Raw genomic sequence first — 23107 nt, 5'->3', positions numbered from 1 at the left:
CTCTTAAAGTGTGCGCTCTTTCGTCTCGATGCCTAGAAGAAGAGTTTGAGGCTGGCCTGCAGCTCCCGCGGGTCGTTTGGATTATCGCGCGTTGCGCTGATGGAAGAAAACGTTGTGGGCGACGTGAAGTTCAGGCTACCCGGCTGCGCGAAGTTTGGTGTGTTCGTCAGATTGAAACTCTCCGCACGGAATTCGAAGTAGCGCGCCTCGCCAAGGTTGAAGCGGCGGAAGAGCGAAAGATCCAGATGCCGGAAGGCCGGACCGCTTACCTGTCCCGATGCGCCGCCAAGGTTACCCACCGCGGGATTCGCAAACGCAGCCGGATTCAGGAAGTTCTTCACCCGGTTGCCGCTGGCATACAACGACTGGCCGGGCACCTTCAACGCAAAGCAGCCAAGCCCTGCCGCCGTCGTGCTTGTGCAGGCCACGGAGAACGGCTGGCCATCCTGCGTGGAGTAGATCCAGTTCACTGACCATCCACCGGCAAGCGCAGAGGCTACGCCCGACGTGGCATAGCTGCGTCCCTTGCCGAAGGGCAATTCATAACTGCCGCTGGTATGCAGGATGCGTCGTACGTCAATGTCGCATGGCGCATAGTCCGCACCGATGCCATACCCGGCAACATAGGGCGCACGGTAGCCACCGACACCGTTATCCAGCAGGTCACGCGCGGTGCCAAGGCACTTGGAGTAAGTGAAGTTCGCGATCACGCTGAAGCCGTGACTGAAGCGATGTTCCACACCGGTCTGCAGCGAGTTGTAGTTCGTCGACCCGCTGCGCGAGACATAGTTGCCGCCAACCGAGAAGTCCTTGAAGAACGAGTTCGCCTTGGTATTCGCAGTTGGTGCAAGGATCGAGCTCACCGCATTGGACCCAAGCGACGACATGATGTGCTTGCCGTTGCTGCCGACATAACCAACGTAAGCAATTGTGTTCGGAGAGACCTGGTACTGCACCTGCAGATTAAAGGCCTGGCTGTAAGTCGTCTTCGGATTGCGCGGCTCACCAAACAGCGACAACGCACCCAGGGACGCATTCGCAGCCGTCAGCGGGACATTCGTCAAACCATTTGAAATAGGTCCGACGGAGTTATCTGCAGTCACCGGCGCAACCGAGCTACCGGCGGTGTAGCTGCTGGTGATCTGGAAGGGATAGTTCACCCAGGGGCTGATGCTGAGTCCATGGTTTTCATAACCCTGGTAGAACAGGCCGTATCCGCCGCGAATGACTAACTTCGAATCCGCCTGGTATGAGAAGCCAACCCGTGGCGCAAAGTTACCTTTCTGCGCATAGCCCAGCACCTTGTCCGCAATGGGCGTGAAGGCGATGCCGTCCTGCGCCAGCAGGTTCTGGAACGCCACGGGCACATTCGCAACCTGCGACTGCGGTATGTAAAAGCGCGAGGTGTTGTCCTTTGTGTCGCCCGCCTGGGCCGGCACAAAGTTGGCGAAACGGCCGTCACTCTCTGTCGGAATGCCCAGAAACTCCCAGCGCACACCATAATTCAGCGTCAGGTTGCTGGATGCCTTCCAGCTGTCCTGTACGTAAGCACCAACGTACTGCCGCACAAGTTTGAAGATCGGCGAGAAGCTCGATGCAGATACAGCATTTGATCCACCAAGACTCTGCAGGCTGCCTGCAACCACGGGCCGCGGAGCGAGCAGGAACTGTGCGCGATCTGTCGATGCATCCGTCGTTGCAACGATCGACGTGTAACTGCCATTGTTTGTGAAAGCGCCGCGCGACGTCGTCGGGGTCAGGGTGGGGAAGGCAACATGTTGATACTCAACACCCGCACGGATCTGGTGGCGATCGCGATCGATCGTCACATTCTCAGTGAACTGCAGAACCTTGCTCGACTTATCGCTCGGCAAAGTTCCGGGTGAGCCAAGCGCCGTTAACTGTCCGAAGCTGAACTGGGGAAGGCCACCATTGCCGGCAATCTGCGGGATACCCGGGATGCCGTACTGCGCAGGGATGCCCAGCGTATTCGCATTCAGTTGAAGCCGCGTATCGCGAACCTTGCTGTAACCCACGCGCGCCTCGTTCACCAGTCGCGGCGTGATGATGTGTGTCTCGCTCAGCGCAATGTTCTGCGACTGCGTGCGACCGTTGCCGGGGCGTGATGCCGAGCCATCCGCAATGCCCGGAAAAGGGCTGGGCACCACCTGCGATGTGTTGACGAAGCTGTAGCGCACGAAGGCAGAATCGCGCTGACTGAGTGTCTCGTCGAAGCGCACATCAAAGCTGTCGGTCCGTGTCACATTGACGGGGCTGCTGACATAGTTGTTCTGCAGCGTCGTGCCGGTCGGTGTTGGATACAGGTTCAGTAACTGAACAGCATTCGGCGCAATGCGGCCGGCCGGAAGCTGGTTCAGCAACGCACGATTTGACGTGGTGTTGAAGTTACTCACACCGCTTAGTCCGCCCGAGTAAAACGGATCACGCACATACGCACCCGCAGTGCCACGGAGACCAGTCACCGGGTCAAGGCCGCCCGTGGGCAGAGCGCGTGTCGTGGAGGGATCGAAGACGGTGCCCGTTGGAAACACGCGCCCCAGCGCATCGGTCAGTGTTCCCGACTGCAACGCGATCAGGTCCTGCAGATTGGTGTAGCCACTGTTCCGCTCCGCCAGTGTTGGCACCGTGCTGGTGTAGGTCTTGCCCTGTGCGATGCGTGTGCCCTGGTAGTCCGCAAAGAAGAACGTCCGGTTGCGTCCGTCGTAGACCTTCGGGATGACGATGGGGCCGCCCAGCGTGCCACCGAACTGGTTCTGGCGGAAGGCAGGCTTCTTCTGCGTTGGAAGAACAAAGTAGTCCTTCGCATCCAGCGCACTGTTGCGCAGATACTCCCACACGTTGCCATGCAATTTGTTATCGCCGGCCTTTGTACTGACGTTGAGCACCGCACCTGCGGAGTGCCCAAACTCGGCCGAGTAAGTGCTCGTTTGCACCGTGAATTCGCGCAGCGCATCCGGCGGCGGCATCACCACGTACTGCGCCTGGTTCACCAGGTCGGCGATGGCGGCGTTATCGTCCATGCCATCCAGCAGGTAATTATTCTGCGTGCGACGCGCACCGTTCGCAGCAAATGAACCACTCGACTGCAAGTTGCGACTGTCACTCTGTGCAAAGGTCACACCGGGCGAGAGCTGCGCAAGAAACGTTGCGTTGCGACCATTCAGGGGAAGGGCATTGATGGTGTGCTCATCGACCAGTTGCTGCACCGACGACGATCGCGTCTCAAGTAGCGGACTGGTGGACGATACTTCCACCACCTCTCCCGCGCCGCCCACTTCAAGATGTGGCTGTACCTCAAGTCGCGATTGGATCGTGACATTCAGATGTTCCGCCACGCTCTGCTTGAAGCCATCGTGCTTTACCGTCAGCGTGTAAGTTCCCAGCTTCAACGGGCTGAAGTTGAAGCTGCCGTCCCTCGCGGTATGCAGCCGAGCCGTCACACCCGTTGCCTCTTCCCGCAACGTGAGATCCGCATCGGGAATCGCCGCCCCGGTCGTATCGGTGACGGTGCCCGCAAGGGAACCTGTGTCCACCTGCGCGTGCAGAGGCAAGCTCGCACCCGCAAAGAGTGCGGCGGTCATGACGGCATGGGAGGGACGAAAGAAGGAAGAGCGCGCACGAAGCCAACGGTCTTCCCCGCTGCGGGATGGAACCAGCATCAGGTGATCCTCATGGCAGGGAGCGGGAAAACGCAGCGTGGGGCGCGTTCACTCAGTCACTGCTGGAAATGTTCTGGAGTTTTGGAAAAAAGGCGCCGGAGCGCGTTGCTATTGGACGAGCGGAGTCATCGACAACAACAACAGGAGCAACAGTCTTCGCGGAGCAGGCGCTCAGATATCGAGGAAGATTGCATGGGCAAAATACTACATCAGCGCAACGCCCGTGTGCCAACCTGTCCAACCGGCGCGTGGCGGAATACAGGCAAGACAGGCACGAAACCACGAAGCTTGGACCGCTGGTGCAGCGTCTAAACTGTTGTTGATAACGAGTCAAAAGAGGATGGAGTCTGCCCATGTCGAGCCAGGTTGCTGAAGAAGTTTTGCCGCAGAATGCACCCGCGAAGGAAGCGGCTGCACCGCTCGTCTTTCTGTATGAGCACCCCGAGTGGTTCAAGCCGGTCTTTGCGGAATTGGAGCGCCGCGGCGTTCCGTTTGGCAAGGCCTTCATCCCCGACCACTTCTATGACATCGGAGGCAACGACCCGAAGTTCAAGGTGCTCTTCAACCGCATGAGCCCGTCGGCCAACAGCCGTGACCACGGATCCGGCATCTTCCACACGCTTGCGTACCTCGAACATCTTGAGTCGCTCGGCTTGCGAGTCCTGAACGGCTCCAAGGCGTTCCGCTACGAAATCTCGAAGGCCGCCCAGCACTCGCTACTGCGTTCGCTTGGCCTAAAGTTTCTGCCATCGCGCGTGATTCACAATGCAAGCCAGGCCGTCGCTGCGGCTGAAGGTCTTCGCTACCCCATCATCGTGAAGGCCAACATCGGCGGCAGCGGTAAGGGCATTGTTCGCTTCAACTCGAAGGAAGAATTGCAGAGTGCTGTCGACAACGATCAGATCGACCTCGGTTACGACAGCATCGCCCTCGTGCAGGAATTTGTCCCCGCACGCGGCGGCTACATCACCCGCGTCGAAACGCTCAACGGCAAGTACCTCTACGCCATCCACGTGCACCTTACCGGCGAAACCTTTGACCTGTGCCCCGCAGACATCTGCCAGATCAAGGAGGTCGAAACCTTCGACAATGCGTGCGTGCTGGAAGCAGGCAAGTCGGGCCTGAAGGTGGAGGGCTACACACCACCGCCTGAGGTCATTCAGAATGTCGAGCGCATCATGCAGGCAGCAGGCATCGACGTCGGTGGCATCGAGTACATCGTGGATGATCGCGATGGAGAGATCTACTACTACGACGTGAATGCACTCTCAAACTTTGTCGCGGACGCTCCGCGCGTCATCGGCTTCAACCCCTTCGAAAACCTCGCGGACTTTCTTGAAGAGGAGATTCGGCGTGCCATCTAAACCGCTGCGTTTCGGTTACTGGATGCCGGTCTTCGGCGGATGGCTTCGCAACGTGGAAGACGAAGGCATGGAGGCAAGCTGGGCCTATACGAAAAAACTGGCCCAGCGCAGCGAACAGATCGGCTTCGATCTAAGCCTTGTTGCGGAACTGAACCTGAATGACATCAAGGGTGTCGACGCGCCCAGTCTCGACGCATGGTCGACTGCAGCGGCTCTCGCAGCTGTAACAGAATCGATCGAGTTGATGGTGGCGGTTCGCCCCACCTTCCACTCACCCGCGCTGTTCGCGAAGCAGGCCGCGAACATCGACGGCATCAGCAACGGCCGGCTGGCATTGAATGTTGTCTCCTCCTGGTGGCAGGAGGAGGCAAAGATGTATGGCGTGGATTTCGAGCAGCACGACGATCGGTACGGTCGTACCTCCGAATGGCTCGACGTGGTGAACGCGCTGTGGACGCAGCCGAGTTACTCGCACGATGGCCGCTACTACAAGACGGAAAACACCGTGCTGCAACCAAAACCCGTGCGCTCGCCTCGTCCGCCTATCTACGCAGGAGGAGAGTCGGAAGCAGCCAAAAATCTCATCGCACAGAAGTGTGACGCCTATGTCATGCACGGCGACTCTCCCGAGCACATTGCAAAGAAGATCGAAGACATGCGCGAGCGCCGGGAGCGCTTCAGCCTAGGACCCATGCAGTTCGGCGTCGCAGGCTACTCCTTCACGCGGGATTCCGACGCGGAAGTGAAGACGGAGATGGACCGCATCACCGATGTAAAGAGCAACGCGAAAGGCTTTGCCAACTACCAGCAATGGTTGCAGGGCACGCAGCTCGAACAGAGCATGTCACTGCAGGAATACTCCGTGTCCAACCGTGGCCTTCGCTCCGGACTTACCGGAACACCGGCAGAAGTACAGGATCAGGTCGGTCGCTTTGCCGAAGCCGGCGTGGACCTGCTGCTGTTGCAGTTCAGCCCGCAGTTGGAAGAGATGGAGCGGTTCAGCGATTCAGTCATGCAGCCATTGGGCGCCTGATCCTCTCTTCGCAGTCTGGGCGGCGACTCTAGCGGTTCGCGCGATCCGCCGCGATGGCGCCCCAGATCATCGCAATCGGATGCAGCACTGCGATCGCCCAGCCCAGGGTTGGAATGCCCAGCGCCACATACAGCACCAGCATGATCAGTGCACCCGGCACGGTGCTGTACAGCATGCCAAACGGGCCGAAGAAGAAGGTTAGTACCAACGACAGCAACACACTTTTACGGTTTGCCATAGTCCTAAGATGCAAGCAGACGGGCAACCATGAAGAAAAAAAGTGGCGCGTGAACGATGAGCGCGCCGCAGAGGCGGAGCGAATGACATCGCCGCCGGCGCTCTGCAACCACGCCTCGCAAGTCAGTGACGGTGCCAACGCCCTTCCGATTCCATCTCTGCATCCAAGCCTGCAGGTACCTGTACCGGAAAAGGAAGTTAACGATCTTCATGTGGAAGAAAGAACCCCTCGCCAAAGTCGCCGACGTCTTCGTAGAAACACTTCTGAAAGCAGGCGTCAAACGCGTCTACGGCGTAGCCGGTGACTCGCTCAATGGCTTCACGGATGCCATCCGTTCCCACGACGGCATTGAGTGGCAGATGGTTCGACACGAAGAAGTTGCCGCTTTCGCCGCCGGTGGCGAGTCGCAGATCAGCGGCCAGTTAACCGTCTGCGCCGGTAGCTGCGGCCCCGGAAATCTTCACCTCATCAATGGTCTGCACGACTGTCATCGCAGCCGCGTGCCGGTCCTTGCCATAGCCGCACAGATTCCAAGCGCCGAGATGGGCACCAACTACTTTCAGGAGACGCACCCGGAACAGATCTTCCTGAGTTGCTCGGACTTCTGTGAGGTGATCTCAACGCCCGAGCAGGTGCCGCGCGTGCTTGCCATTGCCATGCGCACCGCCATCGCAAAGCGATGTGTTGCGGTCGTCGTCATCCCTGGAGACATCCTTACCAAACTCGCATCGTCTCCCGCCATCGACCTCGGCATCGCCGGTCCTGCAGGCTCCGTTCTGCCACCCGCGTCCGCCCTCGCAAGCGCAGCAAAGTTACTGAATGAGTCGAAGAAGATCACCATCCTCGCCGGAGCCGGCTGTGCAGACGCTCGTACGGAAGTACTTGCGTTGGCCGAGGTGCTGCAGGCGCCCATGATCACCGCGCTGCGCGGCAAAGAGTATCTCGAGTATGACAATCCCTACTTCGTCGGACTCAACGGCCTTATCGGTATGCCCTCCGCATATCGCGCCATGCAGGACTGTGACACGCTGCTGATGCTCGGCACGGACTTCCCTTATTCGCAGTTCTATCCGGAAGGCATCAAGGTCATTCAGATCGACTTACGAGGCGAACAGCTTGGCCGTCGTACCAGGATCGATGTCGGTCTCATCGGCGATGTGAAGCACACTCTTTGGGCCCTGACGCCGCTGCTGACAAAACATAAGAGCAGCCACCTGAAAGACGCCGTCAAGCACTTTCAGAAGGTTCGGAAAGAACTCGATGAGCGTGCAGTGGGCGAGCCCGGAAAGTCTCCCATCCACCCGCAGTATCTGACGAAGTGCATCAGCGATCTCGCCGCTGAAGACGCGGTCTTCCTCTGCGACGTCGGCACGCCCACCACGTGGTCCGCGCGCTACCTGAAGATGAATGGCAAGCGTCGCCTCATTGGCAGCTTCAACCACGGCACCATGGCCAACGCCATGCCGCAATCGATTGGCGTCCAGTCTGCGGAGCGAGATCGCCAGGTGGTGACACTCTCCGGCGATGGTGGCATCTCCATGCTGCTCGGAGACCTGCTCACGCTGCGGCAGCTTGATCTCCCCGTGAAGGTCATCGTCTTCAACAATGGCGCACTCGGCTTCGTGGAGCAGGAAATGAAGGCGGCCGGCGTCGAAACGTACGCCACCGAATTCAAGCCGACAAACTTCGCCACCATCGCATCCGGCGCAGGCATACGCGCCTGGCGTGTCGAAACCCCGGAACAGGTCATCCCCGCGCTTCGGGAAGCCTTCGCCCATCCTGGCCCCGCCGTCATCGATGCAGTGGTCGCTCGCCAGGAACTCTCACTGCCGCCCACCATTACGCTCGCCCAGGCCGCCGGCTTCAACCTCTACATGTTGAAGGCCATGCTGCACGGCGACGGCCACGAGGTGCTCGACATGGCGAAAACGAACCTCTGGAGATAGCTCATCCGGCTCCCCTGTCTCAGGTATGAAACGGGGGTGTCGGATGGGAGCACTAACCACGTTCTTGTTGAAAACCCTAAGCACCGTTCCGTCTCGCGAAATAGTTTTCCATGATGTGCATGGCGCGTAGAGCATGATCGGCTTACGAACTCATTCCAAAGACGTTACCGCCACTCCGGAATGAAAAGTAGTTCGGTTTACTGTGCCCTTTGGCGAAGCGAAATCACTGTATCTTCTGCCGAAATCGGCAACCTGAAGGAACGCTCCATCATCTTATTTTCCTTGGAACAGTGATGAAAAAGGCTGCTGGCTAAAGCCTTCCTAAATGCGCGCCCACGGAGCGACATGTCCAATACCCTTGTCCAATTTCTTCTCTTAGTGACCATCTTCCTGTTGTCCGCTTCCGTCCTCGTAGTTCAGCGCATTCGAGATACCACCAAGAAAGAGGGATTGAAGTTGGCATGGGCCGCCCTGGGAGGCTTTCTATTCCTTTCGGGCATGGGCTGCTTCGGCTTCCTTTACACAAACCAGACGGAAGGCGCGGGCCACTATGAGGACTCGCTCATCGCTTGCACTCTGTTGGCGTCGGCAGTGTTCGTGCTGGGTGTCTGTTTCGTCTCACTCCTCACGGCGAAGGATCTCGCACGCATCGACGGCCTGGAGAGGGCGGCTTTCTTTGATCCGCTGACAAGGCTCTTCACACGCGGTCGAATCGACACGCTGCTCGATATCGAGTGTGAGCGAAGCAGGTTTGGAGTCACGCAGCTATCGGTCTTGCTTCTGGACATCGACAACTTCAAAACAATCAACGACACCTTGGGTCATCGGGCGGGAGACAGCGTGCTCGAAGAGGTGGGGCGTATTTTGAAGAAGGCTGTTGAGCCACCGAATGTCATCGGCCGGTATGGCGGAGAAGAGTTCCTGATCGTCGCGCCGAACACGTCATCCGCACTCGCCGAACGCCACGCGGAGAATATTCGGGCCAAGGTCGCACGTGCGACAGTGAAGGTCGAAGGCAAGGTCGTTCCATTGACCGTGAGCATCGGCGTCGCAAGTAACTCAGTCTTTCGCAGAGGCTCCAGCGACCTTGTCGCAGCGGCTGACACCGCAATGTACGCCGCAAAGCAACGCGGCCGCAATCGGGTCGTCATCGCCGATGAACTCGACGAACCAATCACAAGACTCAGGAAGACTTACGCCTGACGATCGAATCACAGCCAGTGTTGAGTAACATGCCCGCACCGGTATGGTGAGATTCGTCTGTCAATGCTGGATGGGCCGCGCGGGATATCGGGCTGCATTCGGTAAATGATTACGTGCCCCTAATCCCTGGTCTTAGGACCCCAATCGGCGGTGCCTCAGCAGGATCAAAGACTGCGCATGCACTTATTCGATTGGCGATGACGTTCGAGCAAGCGACTCGTCGGCACGACTGCTGGAATTTCAATAAGCCTTATGAATTCCTAAGAATTTCCTAAGAGGCTCTATCTTCAACTGCGACGGCACGTCGGCTATTCTACTCGGCGAACGAATCGATCCAGAGGTGCCGAGGTGCAGATGTCCGACGTTTCCAAGCCAGTAAAGATCCTGTCCGTGCGAAATACTGACTCTTACGTGATCGTAGACTTCGAGGATGGTCAGCAATTCGTCTATCCTGCCTCGATTCTCCACTCCGCAATCCCCCGCGACCTGACAGTCGCACGTCGCGTCCAGGAGAGCATTCTGCGTCACAGCACCCGGAAGCCAGACTACCTTCACTAATCTCACCAGGAGAGAATTCCTTCCGAGAACAATGCCCGACATCGGCCGGGGCTCAAGGGCTGTTTCCGATAACACCGTAGCAGGTGCATGCCTCGAAGTCGGGTTATCGGGACTGCCCATCTTGATGCTGTTGCAGGCAAACGTATCGCCAGTTACCTTTGCTGCTTTGTGAGCGACATCTTGGCCTCCACGCGGGCTGTGCTTGACACTCAGGTGGTATACATGCGGAATGCCTGCGCTTCATCCATTAGTGCGAGGATACCTTCGCTATAACTCTCCGGAGGCGTCCTTGAGCGCCCTGGGGATGGCCTTGCCGGTCATGATGATACTGACCCTGGCGGGGACAACCGTGGATCCGACCAGCCATCCTAACAAGGTCCTTATTGTGATTCGTTTAACTGTTGTGGCCATGGCTTGGCTTACCACTGGAGCAGCAGCGCTCTTTATGACGTTCCATCGATTCTCCGAAGTGCGGGAGCGGACGCGGCAATTCGGAATTCTGCGGATGTTAGGTGGATCGTTCTCCCTTATCCTGCTCCTTCTTCTGCAGGAAACCCTCCTCGTGGCGGTTCCGGGAACGATCGCTGGTATCTTTCTTGCTTACCTGAATGGCTTGCTGATTTCAGCTGCACTTGGCGATCTCTTCGTGTTGCACACACCGTACAGCTTTTGGCTACCCGCTGGAATGATCGCTGCCGGGATCTACTTTGCCGCTGGTTACATCGCTGCATGGATGGCTGTTCGAATCGATGTGCTCAAGGCATTGGCATACGAGGAATAATGCGGATCTTGTTGCTCTCCGCGATGTGTGTTCCGCTGACGGATCGCGAGGGAATCCTCCGAGATAGAAAGCCTCGCAGAAGCACCACCTCGGATCCTAGAAAACAGCGGCGAAGAAGTTTCCGATAACGCGGTTGTAGAAAAACGCCGCTACGATCTGGGTATGGTTCGTTCAGACAAGCTGGGCATCGTCAGTCTGCTCCTCCTGTTTGGATGGCCTCTGTCGCCACCGATCGGTGGCTGTGTGCGCCGTAACCTCTTGCGGCCTCGGCCTCCTCGCGACTCAGCAAGGGACCAAATGGTGGTTCGCAGTTCCTATCACCATTGCCGTTCTGACCGCAGGGCTCGTGTTTGTTGGATTCCGGGCAACATAACCCCATACCGGTTGCAAGGACCAATCATTTTCCGATAACCCAGTTTTGCGGGAGGCGGGGCCAATGATGCCAAGCGACTTCTCTTCCTTATCGGAGGGCGCCATCCCGATGCACTCAGTAGTGCTTCACGGCAGGATCATAGATCGTGGCCTGACGCGCGATCATTATCCAGTTGCCATCGGTGTACTGCCAGACGTTGGTGGAGCGGCGATGCAGCAGCCTGCCTTTGTCCGGGCCAAACGCAGGCGTGTAGCTATCCTCGCCCATGGTGACAGCGACGTCGCCGATGAACTCGGCCTTCTCGACCGTGGTCTTGTAGCCAGCCTCGTAATCGAGCAGGCCGTTTTTCATGCCCTCGAAGATCTCGGCGCGCGTGAGCACGGTATTGTTTGGACCGTTGACGATCATCTGGGGTGACCATAGCTTTTCGAGTGCAACTTGGTCGTGTGTCGCAAGTGCCCTGCCAAGGGCCTGACCAGCCATCCCTAACTTGCGTTTAGCGTCTACATCCTGGGCATGCAAGGTCAGAGCGGGTACCAGCAACGAGAACAGAAGAACACTGCGCGTCAGCATAGGTGACAGCCTCACGGGACAAGATGGCTCAAGTCTCCATGTAAGGCGCGGGGATGTAAAGCCGGATGCGGAATTTAGTCCGTTACGTGACTGACCGCAACTGCGCGGAAGCTCCTCAAAGTCTGGTTTTCGGAAACAGCAAGCGGCGAATGATCGCAGTTCGGATCTTCCGCGGAGCAGGTCTACAGCCGAAACAGGATCAACCTAGCGAACGCTCGCGTGACATGGTCTGCACTCGGATGGACATGAGCGAGCCGGTACAGCCCCGTGCGGAGATGTCGTTATGTCGTCGGGAATCGTTCGAGGGATTGGTGAACCAGGCAGGACTCGAACCTGCGACCCTCTGCTTAGAAGGCAGATGCTCTATCCGGCTGAGCTACTGGTTCCCTGTGACTAGATTACCGCGCGGGGCCAGTGCGGGCGCAAGGATTCCTTGACTGGATGTTCCAAGGCGCGCAACCTGCGCGGGGACAGCCGTTTAGCGTCCCAGAAGTTCTTTGGCGCGCAGGAGTGCGGTCACGGCGCGCAGAGCCTCGTCCCAGCGCTCGGCTGCTTCGGCTTCATCCACGCCGACGGCCTTCACGTACAGGGTCACGGCGAAGCCCTCGCCCACCGCGCCTTCCAGTTCCACGACGGCGGGCCGCAGAATGTATTCCACCTGCGCCAGCGAGTAGGACAGCTCAACCGCCATCCGGTCCAGGCGATAGAGCATCTGTTCCATGCGAGGCCGCGACGCGAAGATCGTGCGCTCGCGCCACACCATGTCGATGTAGCTGACCATGCCGGCCGTCGCCACAGCGTCTTCCACCATCAGTTCCATGCGAGCGGCTTCCAGCTCGTCAGAGTCCATGGTCCACACATCGCACTTGGCCGTGAACACTGGCGATCGCGGACCGTTCAGCGCACGCAATGCAGCCATCAGGGCAGGGTGGTCATTGGCTTCGTGGATGTCGTCCAGCGCGTAGGGGTCCTCGCGCAGGTCCACCCACTCCAGTTCGCCGTCGGGCGAGCTCCACGGCACCACCAGCACGGGATCGTCCGCGCCACACTCTGCACTCCACTCGCTCAACATGCCGGTACTCGTTCCCTCGTGGCGGTCGCGGCCGCGCATGTCCGCACAAACTGCAGCAGCATCTTCTCCGCCCAATACCCATCGTAATTTTCGGTTGGCTGCTCCAGAAAGGCGCAGTGTCCGCCATGCGCCGGCTCTAACAGAGTGACGTGGCGGTTGGCGCGGAGCTTCTCGCGTGTGGAGGCGCTTAGGCGGATGAAGGGATCATCGCACGCGTGCAGCACCAGCGTCGGCACGGCAATCCGGTCGACAACACGGGCAGCTGCCGCGCGTGTGTAGTAATCATCCGCGCCCGTGAACCCACAGTAGGGTGTCATCACCAGTTGATCGAAATCCCGGATCGAATTCACCCTGTCTGCGCGAGCCCCATCAAAGACCTCGGGATACAGCTGCACCTTGCGACGATAACGCTTCAGCAGGTTACGCAGAAACCGCTGCTCATAGACACGGTTCGACCAGTGGTGCAGGGCGTCCGCGCTGTCTCCCAGATCCATCGGTGGCGAAACGGCGACGACACCGATCAGCGCATCTGGAACACCCGTCGCGAGCTCGCCCGCTGCCTTCAGCACCAGGTTGCCGCCCATGCTGTACCCCGCCAGTGCAATGCGGCGGCAGCCACGCTGGATCAGCCACTGCAGCACCGCTTTCGCATCGCCGCTCAAGCCGGAGTGATACAGGGTAGGGGAGAGCGCGTCCGTTCCGCCGCAGTTGCGCATGTTCATCCGCACCACGTTACAGCCCGCGGCGTACAGCTTGTTCGCGTTACCAATGACGTACTGCGAGTAAGACGAACCCTCAAGACCGTGCACCAGCACAACCGTCACTGCATCGTCTGCGTCGGGCTGCCAGTGGCAGTGGCACAGCAGTCGCGTGGGCAGCGCGCGATCCAGCGCGACCGCCTCGGGCAGCGCCTGCATCTCCGTCGGCAACGGAGCAGGGATCAGCTCAGTCGATGCAGGCGGCAGACGGTCCGTGCGCGGCAGGAAGTTGCCCACGATGGTCTGCAGGTGGCCGTTCGAAAGCCAGCGTCGCGGATGAAATGGAGTCGAGGCGTCCAAAAGGATGCCTTTATTGCACCACACTTACGACGGGAACCGGTAGTGCAGAGGCGACGGCGCGCCACGAGAGCGCAAAACGGGTCGGTGAGACGCAGTGCCTGACGTCTCGACTGAAACGTGCGACCAGTTGTCGGCGAGACATGGGTTGATGGAGCCGGATCCCTGGCGCCTGCTCTAACTCATCGCCGCAGCCGCAGCCGACTTCAGCAGGACGAAGATCAGCCACGCGGCAAAGACCATCGTCACACCGTTCTTCACCTTCACGCGAGCGACGATGGCTCCGCCGATCGCCACGAGCGCAAGCGTCCACAGAGAGAAGAGGTCCACCGAGGACAGCGCCGACTTCAGAAACGCCGAACTGTCCGCGCCCATGTAGAAGCCCGGATTGGTACCGATGGGATCGTTGATGTTGAAGCTGTCGCGGTCACCTGCGAACATCAATCCGATGATCAGCAACGATCGCAAAATGCCCGGCAGTGACGCGAACATCGCCACGGCAAACATGCCTTTGAAAGTGCCGCTCCCACCCAGAATGAAGTTGAACCCCACCCACAACAGCAACGCAAAGATCGCACAGAACAGTGGCACCGTCAGCACAAAGGAAGACAGCACAATCCCCATCACCACCCGCGTTCCGGTCATCGTCTGCGCACGTTGTTCGGGGCTCGCGTCCTGATAGCGCTGGTTCTGCGTGGGATTGTTATGGATGGCGCTGGCAGCCAGCGCAGGCAGTCCAATGCGCGTTACCGCGACACCGCTAAACAGGTAGCTGAACAGCACGACGAGAACAAACGGCAGCCACCAGGACTGGCTGCGGCGCAGGTCGGCGAATGTTTCGGTGGGTGAAAAGAAGGTATTGGTCACGCGTTCGACAGAGGTCAACGCGGGCTGACCATCGTACGCATCGCGCGGGCCTGCCGGGGGCAGATCCACATAAGTAGCAGCAGCGGGAAAGGCGGCATCGGTCACGGCGCGCGCTCCTGTGTTGATGGCAGCGATTCTAGCGCCGCCGTTCCACATCGCCACAAGAAAATTCTTGAACGTCGGGTGCGCTACGTCCGTGAAGGAAGACTGGAGCGTGCGAAAGGGCACAGCTTCCGCTGTGCCCTTTCGATCAACTAGCATTCGTCAAGAAGAAGATCGTTCCTATCGCAGACCGGTCGCAAGAATCGACGTCGGCAGGCGACGGTGCTTCTGCACCGGATCGGGCGTCGCCTTCACCTGTTGCAGCGTGCGTTCCGGCAGTGGATCTGCGGGCGTGGTGTGCTTGCGTGCGGGCAGGCCCAGGTAGCGGCGATAGATGCTGATGTGGAAGCAGGCCTGCTGGAACTCTTCCTCCACATCGATCTTGCCCTCGGTCTCAACCGGCGTCAGGTACGCCCGCATCCACGCAATCTCCGTCACGCTCATGCCGTGCTTGGCAATGTCGACAGCCTGACCGTAAAGGTGCGGTGAGGCGATATCGCCCGTCGGCGGTGCGGCGTTGCCGTTGATGCGGACCAGCCGCTTCTGAAACTCCACGGTGCGCGCCGCGCTGGTGACAATCAGCGGCGTACCAAAGCGTGTGTAGTGCGCACGCGAAAGGTCGTTCAGGAAGCGCACCGACCACGGCCGCGCATAACGACGGTTCGAAGGCAGGCGATCGTCGACCTGCAACGCCTCGTTGTCCGGCAACGCCACCAGCAGCTTGTACCGGCGCATGTCCAGCAACTGATCATCGTCTTCAATGCGGTCCAGGCCATCGGCAACGGCCATCTGGTTCTGATGCACCAGGATCTCGTGCGTCCCCTTCATCGCGGGGATCATCATCAGCTTGCCGCGGTCGTTATACAGGTTGACCTTTACGGTTGAAGTCGTCGCACGCATCGCGTCGTCATCCAGATCGGAAACGGGGGCCGTTTTGAAGGACTTCGCGGCCATTGTCACAGCACTGCGAGCCGTTGTAATGGGGTCGCTGTTGTCGTCAAAGGTCTCGTCGGTCAGGCCGGCGACGGTCTGCGGATCCACCTGCTGCTTCTTGCCGGCGGCGTTCACGGCGCTTACCGCGGGTGTCGCTCCGTGAGCCATGGCGATCGGCTTTGGCAGTTGCAGCTTCTGCGTCGGGGCCATCGCAGTCTGCTCAGAGATGGCACGCACGTTCGGCCGCTTGCCGTCTGTCGCAGTCAGTGCATCGGCAGAGTTCTCAAGCACATCGGCATCCGTGTGCTTGTTCAGATGCTTGTCCGGATTCTCAGACTTCGGCGTCGTCAGAGTCGCTTGCCGCAGCGGTAGGTCGCCAGAGGTCGCCGAAGCCGTCAGCAGATCGCCATGCGTAAACGGCAGCGCGACACGTTCGGTCGGAGCGGTACCGGGGATCTGGGTGGAAGCCTCCGCGGCATCATCGTCAGCGGTGGTGTGCGCCTGCGCCTCAACGGCAGCGGCCCGTATGGCTTGATTTTTCTGCTGCAGGGCACGATCAAAGTCGGCAACCGTCGCCTTGCGTGGCTCGGGAGAGAGATCCGGTGCGGGGCTGGTGTGCGCAACCGTCCTGGGTTTCGCCGTCGGGGCAATCATGCGAACGATCGGCGCCGCAGTGCCATCATCCGAACCGGCATCCTCGGAATCGGCAACGGTGACGCGGCCTGCCGGACGCACGGCCTTCACAGGCTTTTCTGCTGCGGGTGCTGAAGGTGCGGGCGCTGCCGGCATCGCCAGGCCATGCGACTGGTACCAGGCGTGGACGCGATCCTGCATGGCGCGGTCTGCCGCTGATTCTTCCGGTGCCTTGGCCGGCGCCGGCATGCGCGTCTCCGCCACTGCGGCACGACGGCTGCGAGCCGCGGGGCTTGGATCAGGGGTTCCGCGCTCGGCGGGCGCATGGGACGCTGCCAGGCGCCCGGCAACTGCATTGCGGCCGGACCGGCGAACCGGTGCGGCCTCAGCCGCGGCTTCCGCTGCCGCCTCGCGACGTGCGTCGGCGGCGGCGCGGCGGCTCTCGGCCGGTGTCATGTGGCGGGAAGACCTGGAAGGGGTGCGAGAAGTTGAAGCCTCGGCACGCGCCAGTTCGGCGTTGCCATGGTGACCTTTGGCCGGGGCAGCAGCAATCGCACGGCCGCGTGCTGGCCTTGCAACCGGCACAGCCGCCGCATGGCGAGCGGGAACAGCCTTCGCATGCGAGGGTGCCGCTGCGTGCCGTGTGGCAGCGAGAGCAGCGCAGGGCAGCAGTGTTGCTGCAAGCGCCAGCGCTATCGCGCGCACGGGCAGGCGGTGAGCGGATCCGTATGGGGTTGCGGACATGCCAGTGGCCGGCCGCGGAGAATCAAACATCAGAGCCCCTTCAGCCTATGGGCACGGCCGTCGTCGACCAAGTGTCCATTCGGGTTCGTAACTGATCGGTTACGTGCCGTTCTGGCGTCATTGCCCATGTGCATGGTGTAAAACCAGGTACGAAATTCGATCCGGTTCTTCAAGCATCGGCTCCGCACTCCACAAATTAACTACCTCATCGGATCTTCACGACGGGAGAGCATCCGCCGGACAGAAATCCATCGGCTCGACAGAAACGCCTGATCGCAACCATGCCATCGCGCCGCAGATGAGGTGTCCGCGCGGAGTGTGCAGCGACAACGTACCCTTAGAAGTGTCGATGCCACTTGCCACGTCCAACCGAATCCTCCCGCTGGCGCTCGCGGCCATCACCGTCACCCTTCTCGGCTGCGGCCCTGCAGCGGAACCGCCACCGACCTTCCATCCGTCGACACCTGCGGAAGCAGCAGCGCTTAACCACTTCGACACGGCCGTGAAGCCAGTGTTGCGGCAGAACTGCTATCGCTGCCATGCCGGTATGAACCACAAGGGCGGCTTCAACCTGTCCACACGCGAACTGCTGCTCAAAGGTGGCGAAAGCGACAAGGTGGTCGTCGTCCCAGGCCACCCGGAACAAAGCCTGCTGCTGCAACTGATCAAGCACCAGGGGCCAGCCGGCCCCAACGGCCACCCTGGCCCCATGCCGCCCAAAGGACAGCTTTCATCAGACGAGATCGCCGCCATCAGCAAATGGATCGCCGACGGCGCAGTGATGGACCGGTAGCGGTTCAGGGAACAGGGAACAGGGAACAGGGGACAGGGAATAGGGAATAGGGAATAGGGGGATCGGGTGGCCCATTCATGACCGTTCCATCGTCATGAGTGGGCCTCGCGCACAGCGCGACCCTCTTTCGAAGGGCCATGGCCTCTCAGCCATGAAAAATACCGCCTTCAGCCACTGAGGGAATCTCAGCGAAGCAGGCCGCCAGACTCAGCCTCCAAAGCCTCGAGAAACTCCCGCAAGATCAGGATTCGAGGCTCCGCCATCGCCTGCGCCGCAGCCAGATGAATTAGCCCGGGCACGGAATCCAAAGCCCGCCGCAAAGAGCCGGCAGCATCGGCGAAGGTGATGAAGCGTGTGTCCTGCGCGATCTTCGCGGTCGTCCGCATCACTGCCACGGCGCCCAACTGCTCCAGCAGATCCGCATCCCGCAGAACGATGCCCTCTGGTGTCGTCGGCGATCCATGGCCCTCATGCGTCCGAATACACTCAATCGCCGCGGGAATCTTGTCTGCAGGGAAGCCACACTCCAGCAGCACAGCACCCGCATGTGCAACGGTATAGGCCGTCGAATCCCACTGCTTCAACTGTTCCGGATCGGCGGGTCTGTGGCCCGTGAAGACACCTAGATCGTGCACCCACGCAGCTCCGAAGAGGACATCGTCCTCGACGGGATCGGTGCCTGCGTCGGCAAGGTCGCGAGCCACCGCATACAGCCGGGCCTGATGCGAAAACTTCTCCGGTGGCAACGCCTCAATGCGAATGCGCTCAATCAGCGCAGCACGCCAGTCCTGGTTTGGTCGGCTCATGGTGCAGCCAGCATACCCGACGGACTATCTCACGTCGGCCAGCAGCGCGGTGCCCACTCGCACCATGCAGGTACTCTGCTCTGCCGCTTTCCATGTCTGGCCGCTGCGAAAGGAAGCAGCATCCACCGTAGCGCCGTTGATGCTGGTCATGGCCGGGGGCAGCGCAAGCTCGACAGTTAAGGGACCATCGGAACCGTCTGGCCGGACCAGGTGGAAGGATGCCGTACCGGCTTCGCCGCGGGCACCATGGGATAGACGCCCGCCGGACTCTCCACACCCAACAGCGTCACATCCGCTTCCACGACGGCACCGCCGCCGAAGCCGCCCAGTATCACCGTCACGGAGCGCTTCTGTGTCTTCGAAGACGACGGCAGCATCCGGCCGCCATCCAGGTTGGGCCGTAGCGAAAACGCCGGACATCCCGCAGCAGGTATCGCCGGACCCTGCGCGAGAGCACTTGACCCGCAGGCACAGGACAGTATGGAGAAGGTTACGAACGAAGCAAGACGCATGCAGCCTCCGAAGGGCGGACCTGCATACAGCTACGCAAAACAGTCCTGCCTCGAAGGCGAAATCTGCCCTCAGAGTGGAAAGTTTGTGAGATTGAGAAGGAATGGTCGGGGCGGAGAGATTCGAACTCCCGACCCTCTGCTCCCAAAGCAGATGCGCTACCAGGCTGCGCTACGCCCCGACTAAGAGATATTCTACGACGCCCGGCCGCTATCGAGAACAACAAGATGTCGGGCGCCCGAAACCCCGCCACGGAAAGCGCCTTACAGACCGGGGAGCCCACCCATGCCGGCTCCATGAGTGGGCCTCGCGCAAAGCGCGACACTTAGTATCGGCGCAAAGCGCAATCCTACCGATGCGCACCCATGGCAAAGAACTTCCCAGCCACGTACGCCAGCAATGCCAGCGGGATGGCCAGCAGGCACAGCATGCCGAAGAACAGCCAGAACAGGAACATCCAGTCAGAGAACCGGTGCTTCTTCTGCTGCTGAGGCGTTGTTCCGATTCGCGTCTGCGCGCTCGCCGCACCTGCACCGAATCCCGTGCCTAAGGCAGGGTCCGCCGTGTAATGCGGCACCGCGCCCATCGACCGCTCCAGCAGAGCGAAGTTGCGCCGATTGGCCTTCCACGCAATGTCGAACGCATCGCCCAGAACGGGAACGGTACCAATGATCGTCTCAATCGCCACGTTCGCCAGCATGCGCGCCAGCGTCACCCGCGGCACACCGCGCAGCCACGCCGCCAGGATGATGATCCACGACGCCATGGCGCCGATGATGTCGCCCACGCCCGGAATCAGGCCGACGATACCGTCCAGCCCGAAGCGGATCTGCGTGCCGGGGATGCGTAGAAAGTCGTCGAGCAGGTGCGACAGCAGATCCAGATTGCGGTCGCTGAACAGCTCGGAGCCGGCGCGGATGCGTGGGCGAAGAATTTCGGGTTCGGACATCGGTGCCATGATCCCTCTTCTGATGCCAGGTCAAACGCGCAGGAAGATCCTCTTGCGGTAAAAGGGATAGACCACTGCCCACGTCACTGCCACGACCGTCAGCCCAAAGACCAGCTCCGGCCAGCCGCGAACCGGTATCAGACCCCGCAGCCAGTTCTCATAGACTCGCAGAACGGTGCCGTTCGCTGTGTGGATCAGCGCCACCGCAACCGGCAGCAGCTCCGACACCATGTACGCCAGGATCGAGTTCGTGCCGAAGACCATCAGGGGCTTGTAGATCGCGGGAGCCTCATCGGCAGGCAGGCCGCTGCGGCCCCACCGCTTCACGTCGATCAGGTAAACGGCCAGGGCCAGCAGCAGCAGGCTAAGCCCGCCTGCCCACAGCGAATACGAGCTCGTCCAAAGTTTCTTGTTGATGGGGAATTCGTAGTTCCAAAGCAGCCCCGCGACGCCCATCGAAGCCCCGGCCAGCGCCAGCCCCATCGGCTTTGCCGCAGTCGCACGTTTTGTCCGCAGCCACATTCCCGCCAGCACGCCATAGAGGGCGGTCGAGACCGCAGGGAGTGTAGACAGCAAGCCCTCCGGATCGCGCACTTGCTGATACAGGTGCTGCGGCGCGAAGATCAGCCGGTCCAGCCACGCCGTCAGGTTGGCATTGGGATCGTTGATGGGGATCTCATGCGTCGGCGTGCCGAAGCCGGGAACCGGCACAAAGCGCATCAGCACCCAGTAAACGACCAGGCACGTTACGGCGACGGCTGCCTTGTCCTTCCATCCCGTCCGCAGCAGGCAAAGCGTGCTCACCACCAGGTAACAGATCGCCGTGCGCTGCAGCACGCCGTAGAAACGGATGCGGTCCAGATGCTCGAACGGAAAGGTATTCACCACGATGCCGAAGAGCGCCAGCACAGCAGAGCGACGCAGCGCATGCAGAAACAGCGTCTGCCGCGAAGCGCCGCGAGCCAGCCGCGCCGCAGTCGACAGCACCAGCGACAGGCCCACCAGGAACAGGAACGTCGGAAAGACCAGGTCGGTCAGCGTGAAGCCATTCCACTGCGCATGCTGCAGCTCAAAGAACGCGCCCGGCCCGGGCTGGTTATTCACCAGAATCATGAAGGCGATGGTCAGTCCACGCAGCACATCGACTGAGAGCAGTCGCTCCGTCTTCGGTTTCGTTCGCACCACATCCGAGTCCACCGTGGATGCAATCTCAGGATCGAGTTCCGCCCGTTCGCCATACGCCATAGGGGCAGCATAAGGCCATTGGGGGCAGAAGTGGCTGCGATGCTACAATCGAAAGAGTACGGCGGCTATAGTTCAGGGGTTAGAACGCGGGTCTGTGGCACCCGATGTCGAGGGTTCAAATCCCTCTAGCCGCCCCAAATATCTAAGAAACGGACACCGCAAGGTGTCCGTTTCAGCGTCTGCGGTGCAGTGACACGACGGGTGCCCAATGCTTGCGAAGCCAGGTTGGGATGTCGCGCTGAGCGCGACCGTCCTGGCTGCCGAAGGTTTCACGTTTGCGCTCCGCGCGAGTCCCACGCATGACGAAGTAGCCGTCATGAATGGAGCACCCGGCACCAATGCACCCAGTCCCGTGTCCACATGACACCCCATCGCGCAATATGAGAGCGTGGAAGACATGCCGGATCAGACCCAACCCGAGAAGCCAGCAGCCCTCTTCGCCGGCACCTCCGGCTGGGCGTACGCGACATGGAAGCCCGGCTTCTACCCGCCCAAGTTCCCGGCCAAGCGCTTTCTCGAGCACTATGCCTCGCGCCTCAACTCCGTCGAAGTCAACTACACCTTCCGCGCGCTGCCGACAGCAGCGCAGCTCGAAGGCTGGATGGCCGCCGCCGGCGCAGGCTTTCGGTTCAGCTTCAAGGCGCCTGAGATCGTCACGCACCGCAAGCGCCTGCGCGACTGCGGCGACGCCATCGACCGCTTTCTGACGGCGCTCGAACCCGTCCGCAGCGCCGGAATGCTGGGCTGCCTGCTCTTCCAGTTACCGCCCAACTTCAAAGCAGACGCACCCCGCCTCGAAGCCTTCCTGGCGCTGCCACAAATGGCCAACGCAGGCCGCATCTGCTTTGAGTTTCGCCACGAAAGCTGGTTCACGGAAGACACCTGGACCGCCCTGCGCGCACACGGCGCAGCCGTCTGCATCGCCGAGAGCGAAGACCTCTGCACGCCCGAAGTCCAGACCGCCCCGGACTTCGCCTGCTACCGCCTGCGCATGCCGGGCGGCTACGACGCGTCCACGGTCGCCGACCACGCCGCCCGCTTCCACGCCCTCAGCGCCACCCGCGACGTCTTCGTCTACTACAAACACGAGGACGAACCCACCGGCCCACTCGCCGCAGAAAGCATGCTGCTACAAGCCGCCGCTCAGGATTTGTAAAGGGGCGTTGATGCCAGATGGATTGACCGGCGATCATCCGGCTGCCCCACTTTCGCGAAGGCCCGCAAGCCGGGCGCCCCATTCCTGACGGCTTCATCGTCATGAGTGGGATATCGCCCGAAAACGCGACAACCCAATCATGCGGAACAGCCGAATCACGCGGACAAGCGCGATCCCGCGAAAAATCCGCTGACTCTAGAAGTTTCCGCGAAACCCGATCGTCCGCAGCGCCCGGTGCGACAACGTGGCGTAGATCCCGTCGTGCGGAAAGCTCGTCCACGTGCCCACTTCCGCGGCGGTCAGCGCCCGGAGCGCCTCGCTCTCCGTCCGAAAGCGCACAGGCCGCAGACTGCGCAGCGAATGGTCCGGCCCCAGCGTATCGCCGGAGGGATCGGCGTGCAGCCACAACGTATTGCCCAGCAACCGCAGGTCCAGCTTGAAGAAATGTGCATCCATGCAGGCCTCAGCCTAGCACCCTGAACCCAACCAAACA

Annotated in this window: 22 protein-coding genes and 3 tRNA genes; 10 read left to right on the top strand and 15 right to left on the bottom strand. The window is 60.5% G+C overall.

The genetic code is table 11. From position 1 onward, the window contains the following. Nucleotides 1-32: 32 nt before the first annotated feature. Entirely contained in the window at nucleotides 33-3602 is a 3570-nt protein-coding gene (locus BLW03_RS08860; protein ID WP_244502018.1) for a TonB-dependent receptor, read from the bottom strand. Nucleotides 3603-4033: 431 nt separating this feature from the next. Here BLW03_RS08860 and BLW03_RS08855 point away from each other — a divergent pair, with 431 nt between their 5' ends. Then, entirely contained in the window at nucleotides 4034-5044 is a 1011-nt protein-coding gene (locus BLW03_RS08855) for an ATP-grasp domain-containing protein (RefSeq protein ID WP_074653449.1), read from the top strand. Continuing rightward, nucleotides 5034-6077, top strand: a complete 1044-nt coding sequence (locus BLW03_RS08850) for an LLM class flavin-dependent oxidoreductase (RefSeq protein ID WP_139285154.1) — start codon at nucleotides 5034-5036, stop codon at nucleotides 6075-6077. Before BLW03_RS08855 ends, BLW03_RS08850 begins: the two co-directional genes overlap by 11 nt. 28 nt (nucleotides 6078-6105) lie before the next feature. Here the strand turns inward: BLW03_RS08850 and BLW03_RS08845 are convergent, their stop codons facing one another. Further along, the gene (locus tag BLW03_RS08845; protein WP_074653448.1) at nucleotides 6106-6315 is read right to left on the bottom strand and encodes a hypothetical protein; all 210 of its coding nucleotides are present in this window, start codon (nucleotides 6313-6315) and stop codon (nucleotides 6106-6108) included. A 209-nt stretch (nucleotides 6316-6524) separates the two neighbouring features. On the opposite strand from BLW03_RS08845, the gene poxB reads away from it, so the two are divergent. The 4 genes from poxB to BLW03_RS08825 all read left to right on the top strand — a co-directional run bounded on the left by poxB (nucleotide 6525) and on the right by BLW03_RS08825 (nucleotide 10803). Further along, the gene (gene poxB / locus BLW03_RS08840) at nucleotides 6525-8261 is read left to right on the top strand and encodes a ubiquinone-dependent pyruvate dehydrogenase (RefSeq protein ID WP_074653446.1); all 1737 of its coding nucleotides are present in this window, start codon (nucleotides 6525-6527) and stop codon (nucleotides 8259-8261) included. Between the two features lie 345 nt (nucleotides 8262-8606). Then, a complete protein-coding gene (locus BLW03_RS08835; RefSeq protein WP_074653444.1) occupies nucleotides 8607-9464 on the top strand; it encodes a GGDEF domain-containing protein in 858 nt (285 codons plus the stop codon). 354 nt (nucleotides 9465-9818) lie between these two features. After that, a complete protein-coding gene (locus BLW03_RS08830) occupies nucleotides 9819-10022 on the top strand; it encodes a hypothetical protein (RefSeq protein ID WP_074653443.1) in 204 nt (67 codons plus the stop codon). Between the two features lie 289 nt (nucleotides 10023-10311). After that, nucleotides 10312-10803: an FtsX-like permease family protein gene (locus tag BLW03_RS08825; RefSeq protein WP_170834995.1), complete on the top strand. Its 492-nt coding sequence runs from the start codon at nucleotides 10312-10314 to the stop codon at nucleotides 10801-10803. A 487-nt stretch (nucleotides 10804-11290) separates the two neighbouring features. Here BLW03_RS08825 and BLW03_RS08820 read toward each other — a convergent pair whose 3' ends face one another. The 6 genes from BLW03_RS08820 to BLW03_RS08795 all read right to left on the bottom strand — a co-directional run bounded on the left by BLW03_RS08820 (nucleotide 11291) and on the right by BLW03_RS08795 (nucleotide 17185). Beyond that, entirely contained in the window at nucleotides 11291-11749 is a 459-nt protein-coding gene (locus BLW03_RS08820; protein ID WP_074653440.1) for a nuclear transport factor 2 family protein, read from the bottom strand. Between the two features lie 309 nt (nucleotides 11750-12058). Then, nucleotides 12059-12135: transfer RNA gene (locus BLW03_RS08815), tRNA-Arg, on the bottom strand. A 92-nt stretch (nucleotides 12136-12227) separates the two neighbouring features. Continuing rightward, the gene (locus tag BLW03_RS08810) at nucleotides 12228-12821 is read right to left on the bottom strand and encodes a hypothetical protein (RefSeq protein ID WP_074655884.1); all 594 of its coding nucleotides are present in this window, start codon (nucleotides 12819-12821) and stop codon (nucleotides 12228-12230) included. Beyond that, complete coding sequence (locus tag BLW03_RS08805) at nucleotides 12815-13879, bottom strand: YheT family hydrolase (RefSeq protein ID WP_074653438.1); 1065 nt, start codon at nucleotides 13877-13879, stop codon at nucleotides 12815-12817. Before BLW03_RS08805 ends, BLW03_RS08810 begins: the two co-directional genes overlap by 7 nt. Nucleotides 13880-14053: 174 nt before the next feature. Continuing rightward, a complete protein-coding gene (locus BLW03_RS08800; RefSeq protein WP_244502017.1) occupies nucleotides 14054-15004 on the bottom strand; it encodes a YIP1 family protein in 951 nt (316 codons plus the stop codon). 21 nt (nucleotides 15005-15025) lie between these two features. Then, entirely contained in the window at nucleotides 15026-17185 is a 2160-nt protein-coding gene (locus BLW03_RS08795) for a DUF5715 family protein (protein WP_074653436.1), read from the bottom strand. 319 nt (nucleotides 17186-17504) lie between these two features. On the opposite strand from BLW03_RS08795, the gene BLW03_RS08790 reads away from it, so the two are divergent. After that, entirely contained in the window at nucleotides 17505-17948 is a 444-nt protein-coding gene (locus tag BLW03_RS08790) for a c-type cytochrome domain-containing protein (RefSeq protein ID WP_074653435.1), read from the top strand. Nucleotides 17949-18133: 185 nt separating this feature from the next. Here the strand turns inward: BLW03_RS08790 and BLW03_RS08785 are convergent, their stop codons facing one another. From BLW03_RS08785 to BLW03_RS08765, 6 genes are all read right to left on the bottom strand, one after another. Beyond that, nucleotides 18134-18754: an HD domain-containing protein gene (locus BLW03_RS08785; protein WP_074653433.1), complete on the bottom strand. Its 621-nt coding sequence runs from the start codon at nucleotides 18752-18754 to the stop codon at nucleotides 18134-18136. A gap of 24 nt (nucleotides 18755-18778) precedes the next feature. Beyond that, on the bottom strand, nucleotides 18779-18904 hold the full coding sequence (locus BLW03_RS21130) for a hypothetical protein (protein WP_280138028.1): 126 nt from the start codon (nucleotides 18902-18904) through the stop codon (nucleotides 18779-18781). Between the two features lie 26 nt (nucleotides 18905-18930). Next, on the bottom strand, nucleotides 18931-19266 hold the full coding sequence (locus BLW03_RS20405; protein ID WP_139285151.1) for a hypothetical protein: 336 nt from the start codon (nucleotides 19264-19266) through the stop codon (nucleotides 18931-18933). Nucleotides 19267-19368: 102 nt separating this feature from the next. Further along, nucleotides 19369-19445, bottom strand: a tRNA-Pro gene (locus BLW03_RS08775). Nucleotides 19446-19613: 168 nt separating this feature from the next. Next, nucleotides 19614-20222, bottom strand: a complete 609-nt coding sequence (locus BLW03_RS08770) for a DUF4112 domain-containing protein (protein ID WP_074653430.1) — start codon at nucleotides 20220-20222, stop codon at nucleotides 19614-19616. A gap of 21 nt (nucleotides 20223-20243) precedes the next feature. Then, a complete protein-coding gene (locus BLW03_RS08765) occupies nucleotides 20244-21458 on the bottom strand; it encodes an acyltransferase family protein (RefSeq protein WP_074653429.1) in 1215 nt (404 codons plus the stop codon). Nucleotides 21459-21519: 61 nt separating this feature from the next. Between BLW03_RS08765 and BLW03_RS08760 the strand changes: the two genes are divergently transcribed. The 3 genes from BLW03_RS08760 (at nucleotide 21520) to BLW03_RS08755 (ending at nucleotide 22614) form a co-directional block, all read left to right on the top strand. After that, nucleotides 21520-21595, top strand: a tRNA-His gene (locus BLW03_RS08760). Between the two features lie 71 nt (nucleotides 21596-21666). After that, complete coding sequence (locus BLW03_RS20605; RefSeq protein WP_170834993.1) at nucleotides 21667-21822, top strand: hypothetical protein; 156 nt, start codon at nucleotides 21667-21669, stop codon at nucleotides 21820-21822. A gap of 33 nt (nucleotides 21823-21855) precedes the next feature. Beyond that, nucleotides 21856-22614 carry a DUF72 domain-containing protein gene (locus BLW03_RS08755; RefSeq protein WP_074655882.1) on the top strand — a complete coding sequence of 253 codons (759 nt, stop codon included), beginning with the start codon at nucleotides 21856-21858 and terminating at the stop codon, nucleotides 22612-22614. A gap of 195 nt (nucleotides 22615-22809) precedes the next feature. Here BLW03_RS08755 and BLW03_RS08750 read toward each other — a convergent pair whose 3' ends face one another. Beyond that, nucleotides 22810-23070, bottom strand: a complete 261-nt coding sequence (locus BLW03_RS08750) for a hypothetical protein (RefSeq protein WP_074653427.1) — start codon at nucleotides 23068-23070, stop codon at nucleotides 22810-22812. Nucleotides 23071-23107 lie beyond the last annotated feature (37 nt).

The organism is Terriglobus roseus (assembly GCF_900105625.1).
Taxonomy (GTDB): Bacteria; Acidobacteriota; Terriglobia; order Terriglobales; family Acidobacteriaceae; genus Terriglobus; species Terriglobus roseus_B.
This window is presented reverse-complemented; position numbering and strand designations above follow the sequence as displayed.

What these genes read in the sequence shown, in the direction of transcription:
- BLW03_RS08820 (WP_074653440.1), bottom strand. Translation starts at nt 11,749, where the DNA reads ATGCTGACGCGCAGTGTTCTTCTGTTCTCGTTGCTGGTACCCGCTCTG.
- BLW03_RS08765 (WP_074653429.1), bottom strand. Translation starts at nt 21,458, where the DNA reads ATGGCGTATGGCGAACGGGCGGAACTCGATCCTGAGATTGCATCCACG.
- BLW03_RS08795 (WP_074653436.1), bottom strand. Translation starts at nt 17,185, where the DNA reads ATGTTTGATTCTCCGCGGCCGGCCACTGGCATGTCCGCAACCCCATAC.
- BLW03_RS08750 (WP_074653427.1), bottom strand. Translation starts at nt 23,070, where the DNA reads ATGGATGCACATTTCTTCAAGCTGGACCTGCGGTTGCTGGGCAATACG.
- BLW03_RS08845 (WP_074653448.1), bottom strand. Translation starts at nt 6,315, where the DNA reads ATGGCAAACCGTAAAAGTGTGTTGCTGTCGTTGGTACTAACCTTCTTC.
- BLW03_RS20605 (WP_170834993.1), top strand. Translation starts at nt 21,667, where the DNA reads ATGCTTGCGAAGCCAGGTTGGGATGTCGCGCTGAGCGCGACCGTCCTG.
- BLW03_RS08755 (WP_074655882.1), top strand. Translation starts at nt 21,856, where the DNA reads ATGCCGGATCAGACCCAACCCGAGAAGCCAGCAGCCCTCTTCGCCGGC.
- BLW03_RS08835 (WP_074653444.1), top strand. Translation starts at nt 8,607, where the DNA reads ATGTCCAATACCCTTGTCCAATTTCTTCTCTTAGTGACCATCTTCCTG.
- BLW03_RS08810 (WP_074655884.1), bottom strand. Translation starts at nt 12,821, where the DNA reads ATGTTGAGCGAGTGGAGTGCAGAGTGTGGCGCGGACGATCCCGTGCTG.
- BLW03_RS08790 (WP_074653435.1), top strand. Translation starts at nt 17,505, where the DNA reads ATGCCACTTGCCACGTCCAACCGAATCCTCCCGCTGGCGCTCGCGGCC.
- BLW03_RS21130 (WP_280138028.1), bottom strand. Translation starts at nt 18,904, where the DNA reads ATGACCAGCATCAACGGCGCTACGGTGGATGCTGCTTCCTTTCGCAGC.
- BLW03_RS08785 (WP_074653433.1), bottom strand. Translation starts at nt 18,754, where the DNA reads ATGAGCCGACCAAACCAGGACTGGCGTGCTGCGCTGATTGAGCGCATT.
- BLW03_RS08770 (WP_074653430.1), bottom strand. Translation starts at nt 20,222, where the DNA reads ATGGCACCGATGTCCGAACCCGAAATTCTTCGCCCACGCATCCGCGCC.
- BLW03_RS08830 (WP_074653443.1), top strand. Translation starts at nt 9,819, where the DNA reads ATGTCCGACGTTTCCAAGCCAGTAAAGATCCTGTCCGTGCGAAATACT.
- poxB (WP_074653446.1), top strand. Translation starts at nt 6,525, where the DNA reads ATGTGGAAGAAAGAACCCCTCGCCAAAGTCGCCGACGTCTTCGTAGAA.
- BLW03_RS08800 (WP_244502017.1), bottom strand. Translation starts at nt 15,004, where the DNA reads ATGCTAGTTGATCGAAAGGGCACAGCGGAAGCTGTGCCCTTTCGCACG.
- BLW03_RS08860 (WP_244502018.1), bottom strand. Translation starts at nt 3,602, where the DNA reads ATGACCGCCGCACTCTTTGCGGGTGCGAGCTTGCCTCTGCACGCGCAG.
- BLW03_RS08855 (WP_074653449.1), top strand. Translation starts at nt 4,034, where the DNA reads ATGTCGAGCCAGGTTGCTGAAGAAGTTTTGCCGCAGAATGCACCCGCG.
- BLW03_RS20405 (WP_139285151.1), bottom strand. Translation starts at nt 19,266, where the DNA reads ATGCGTCTTGCTTCGTTCGTAACCTTCTCCATACTGTCCTGTGCCTGC.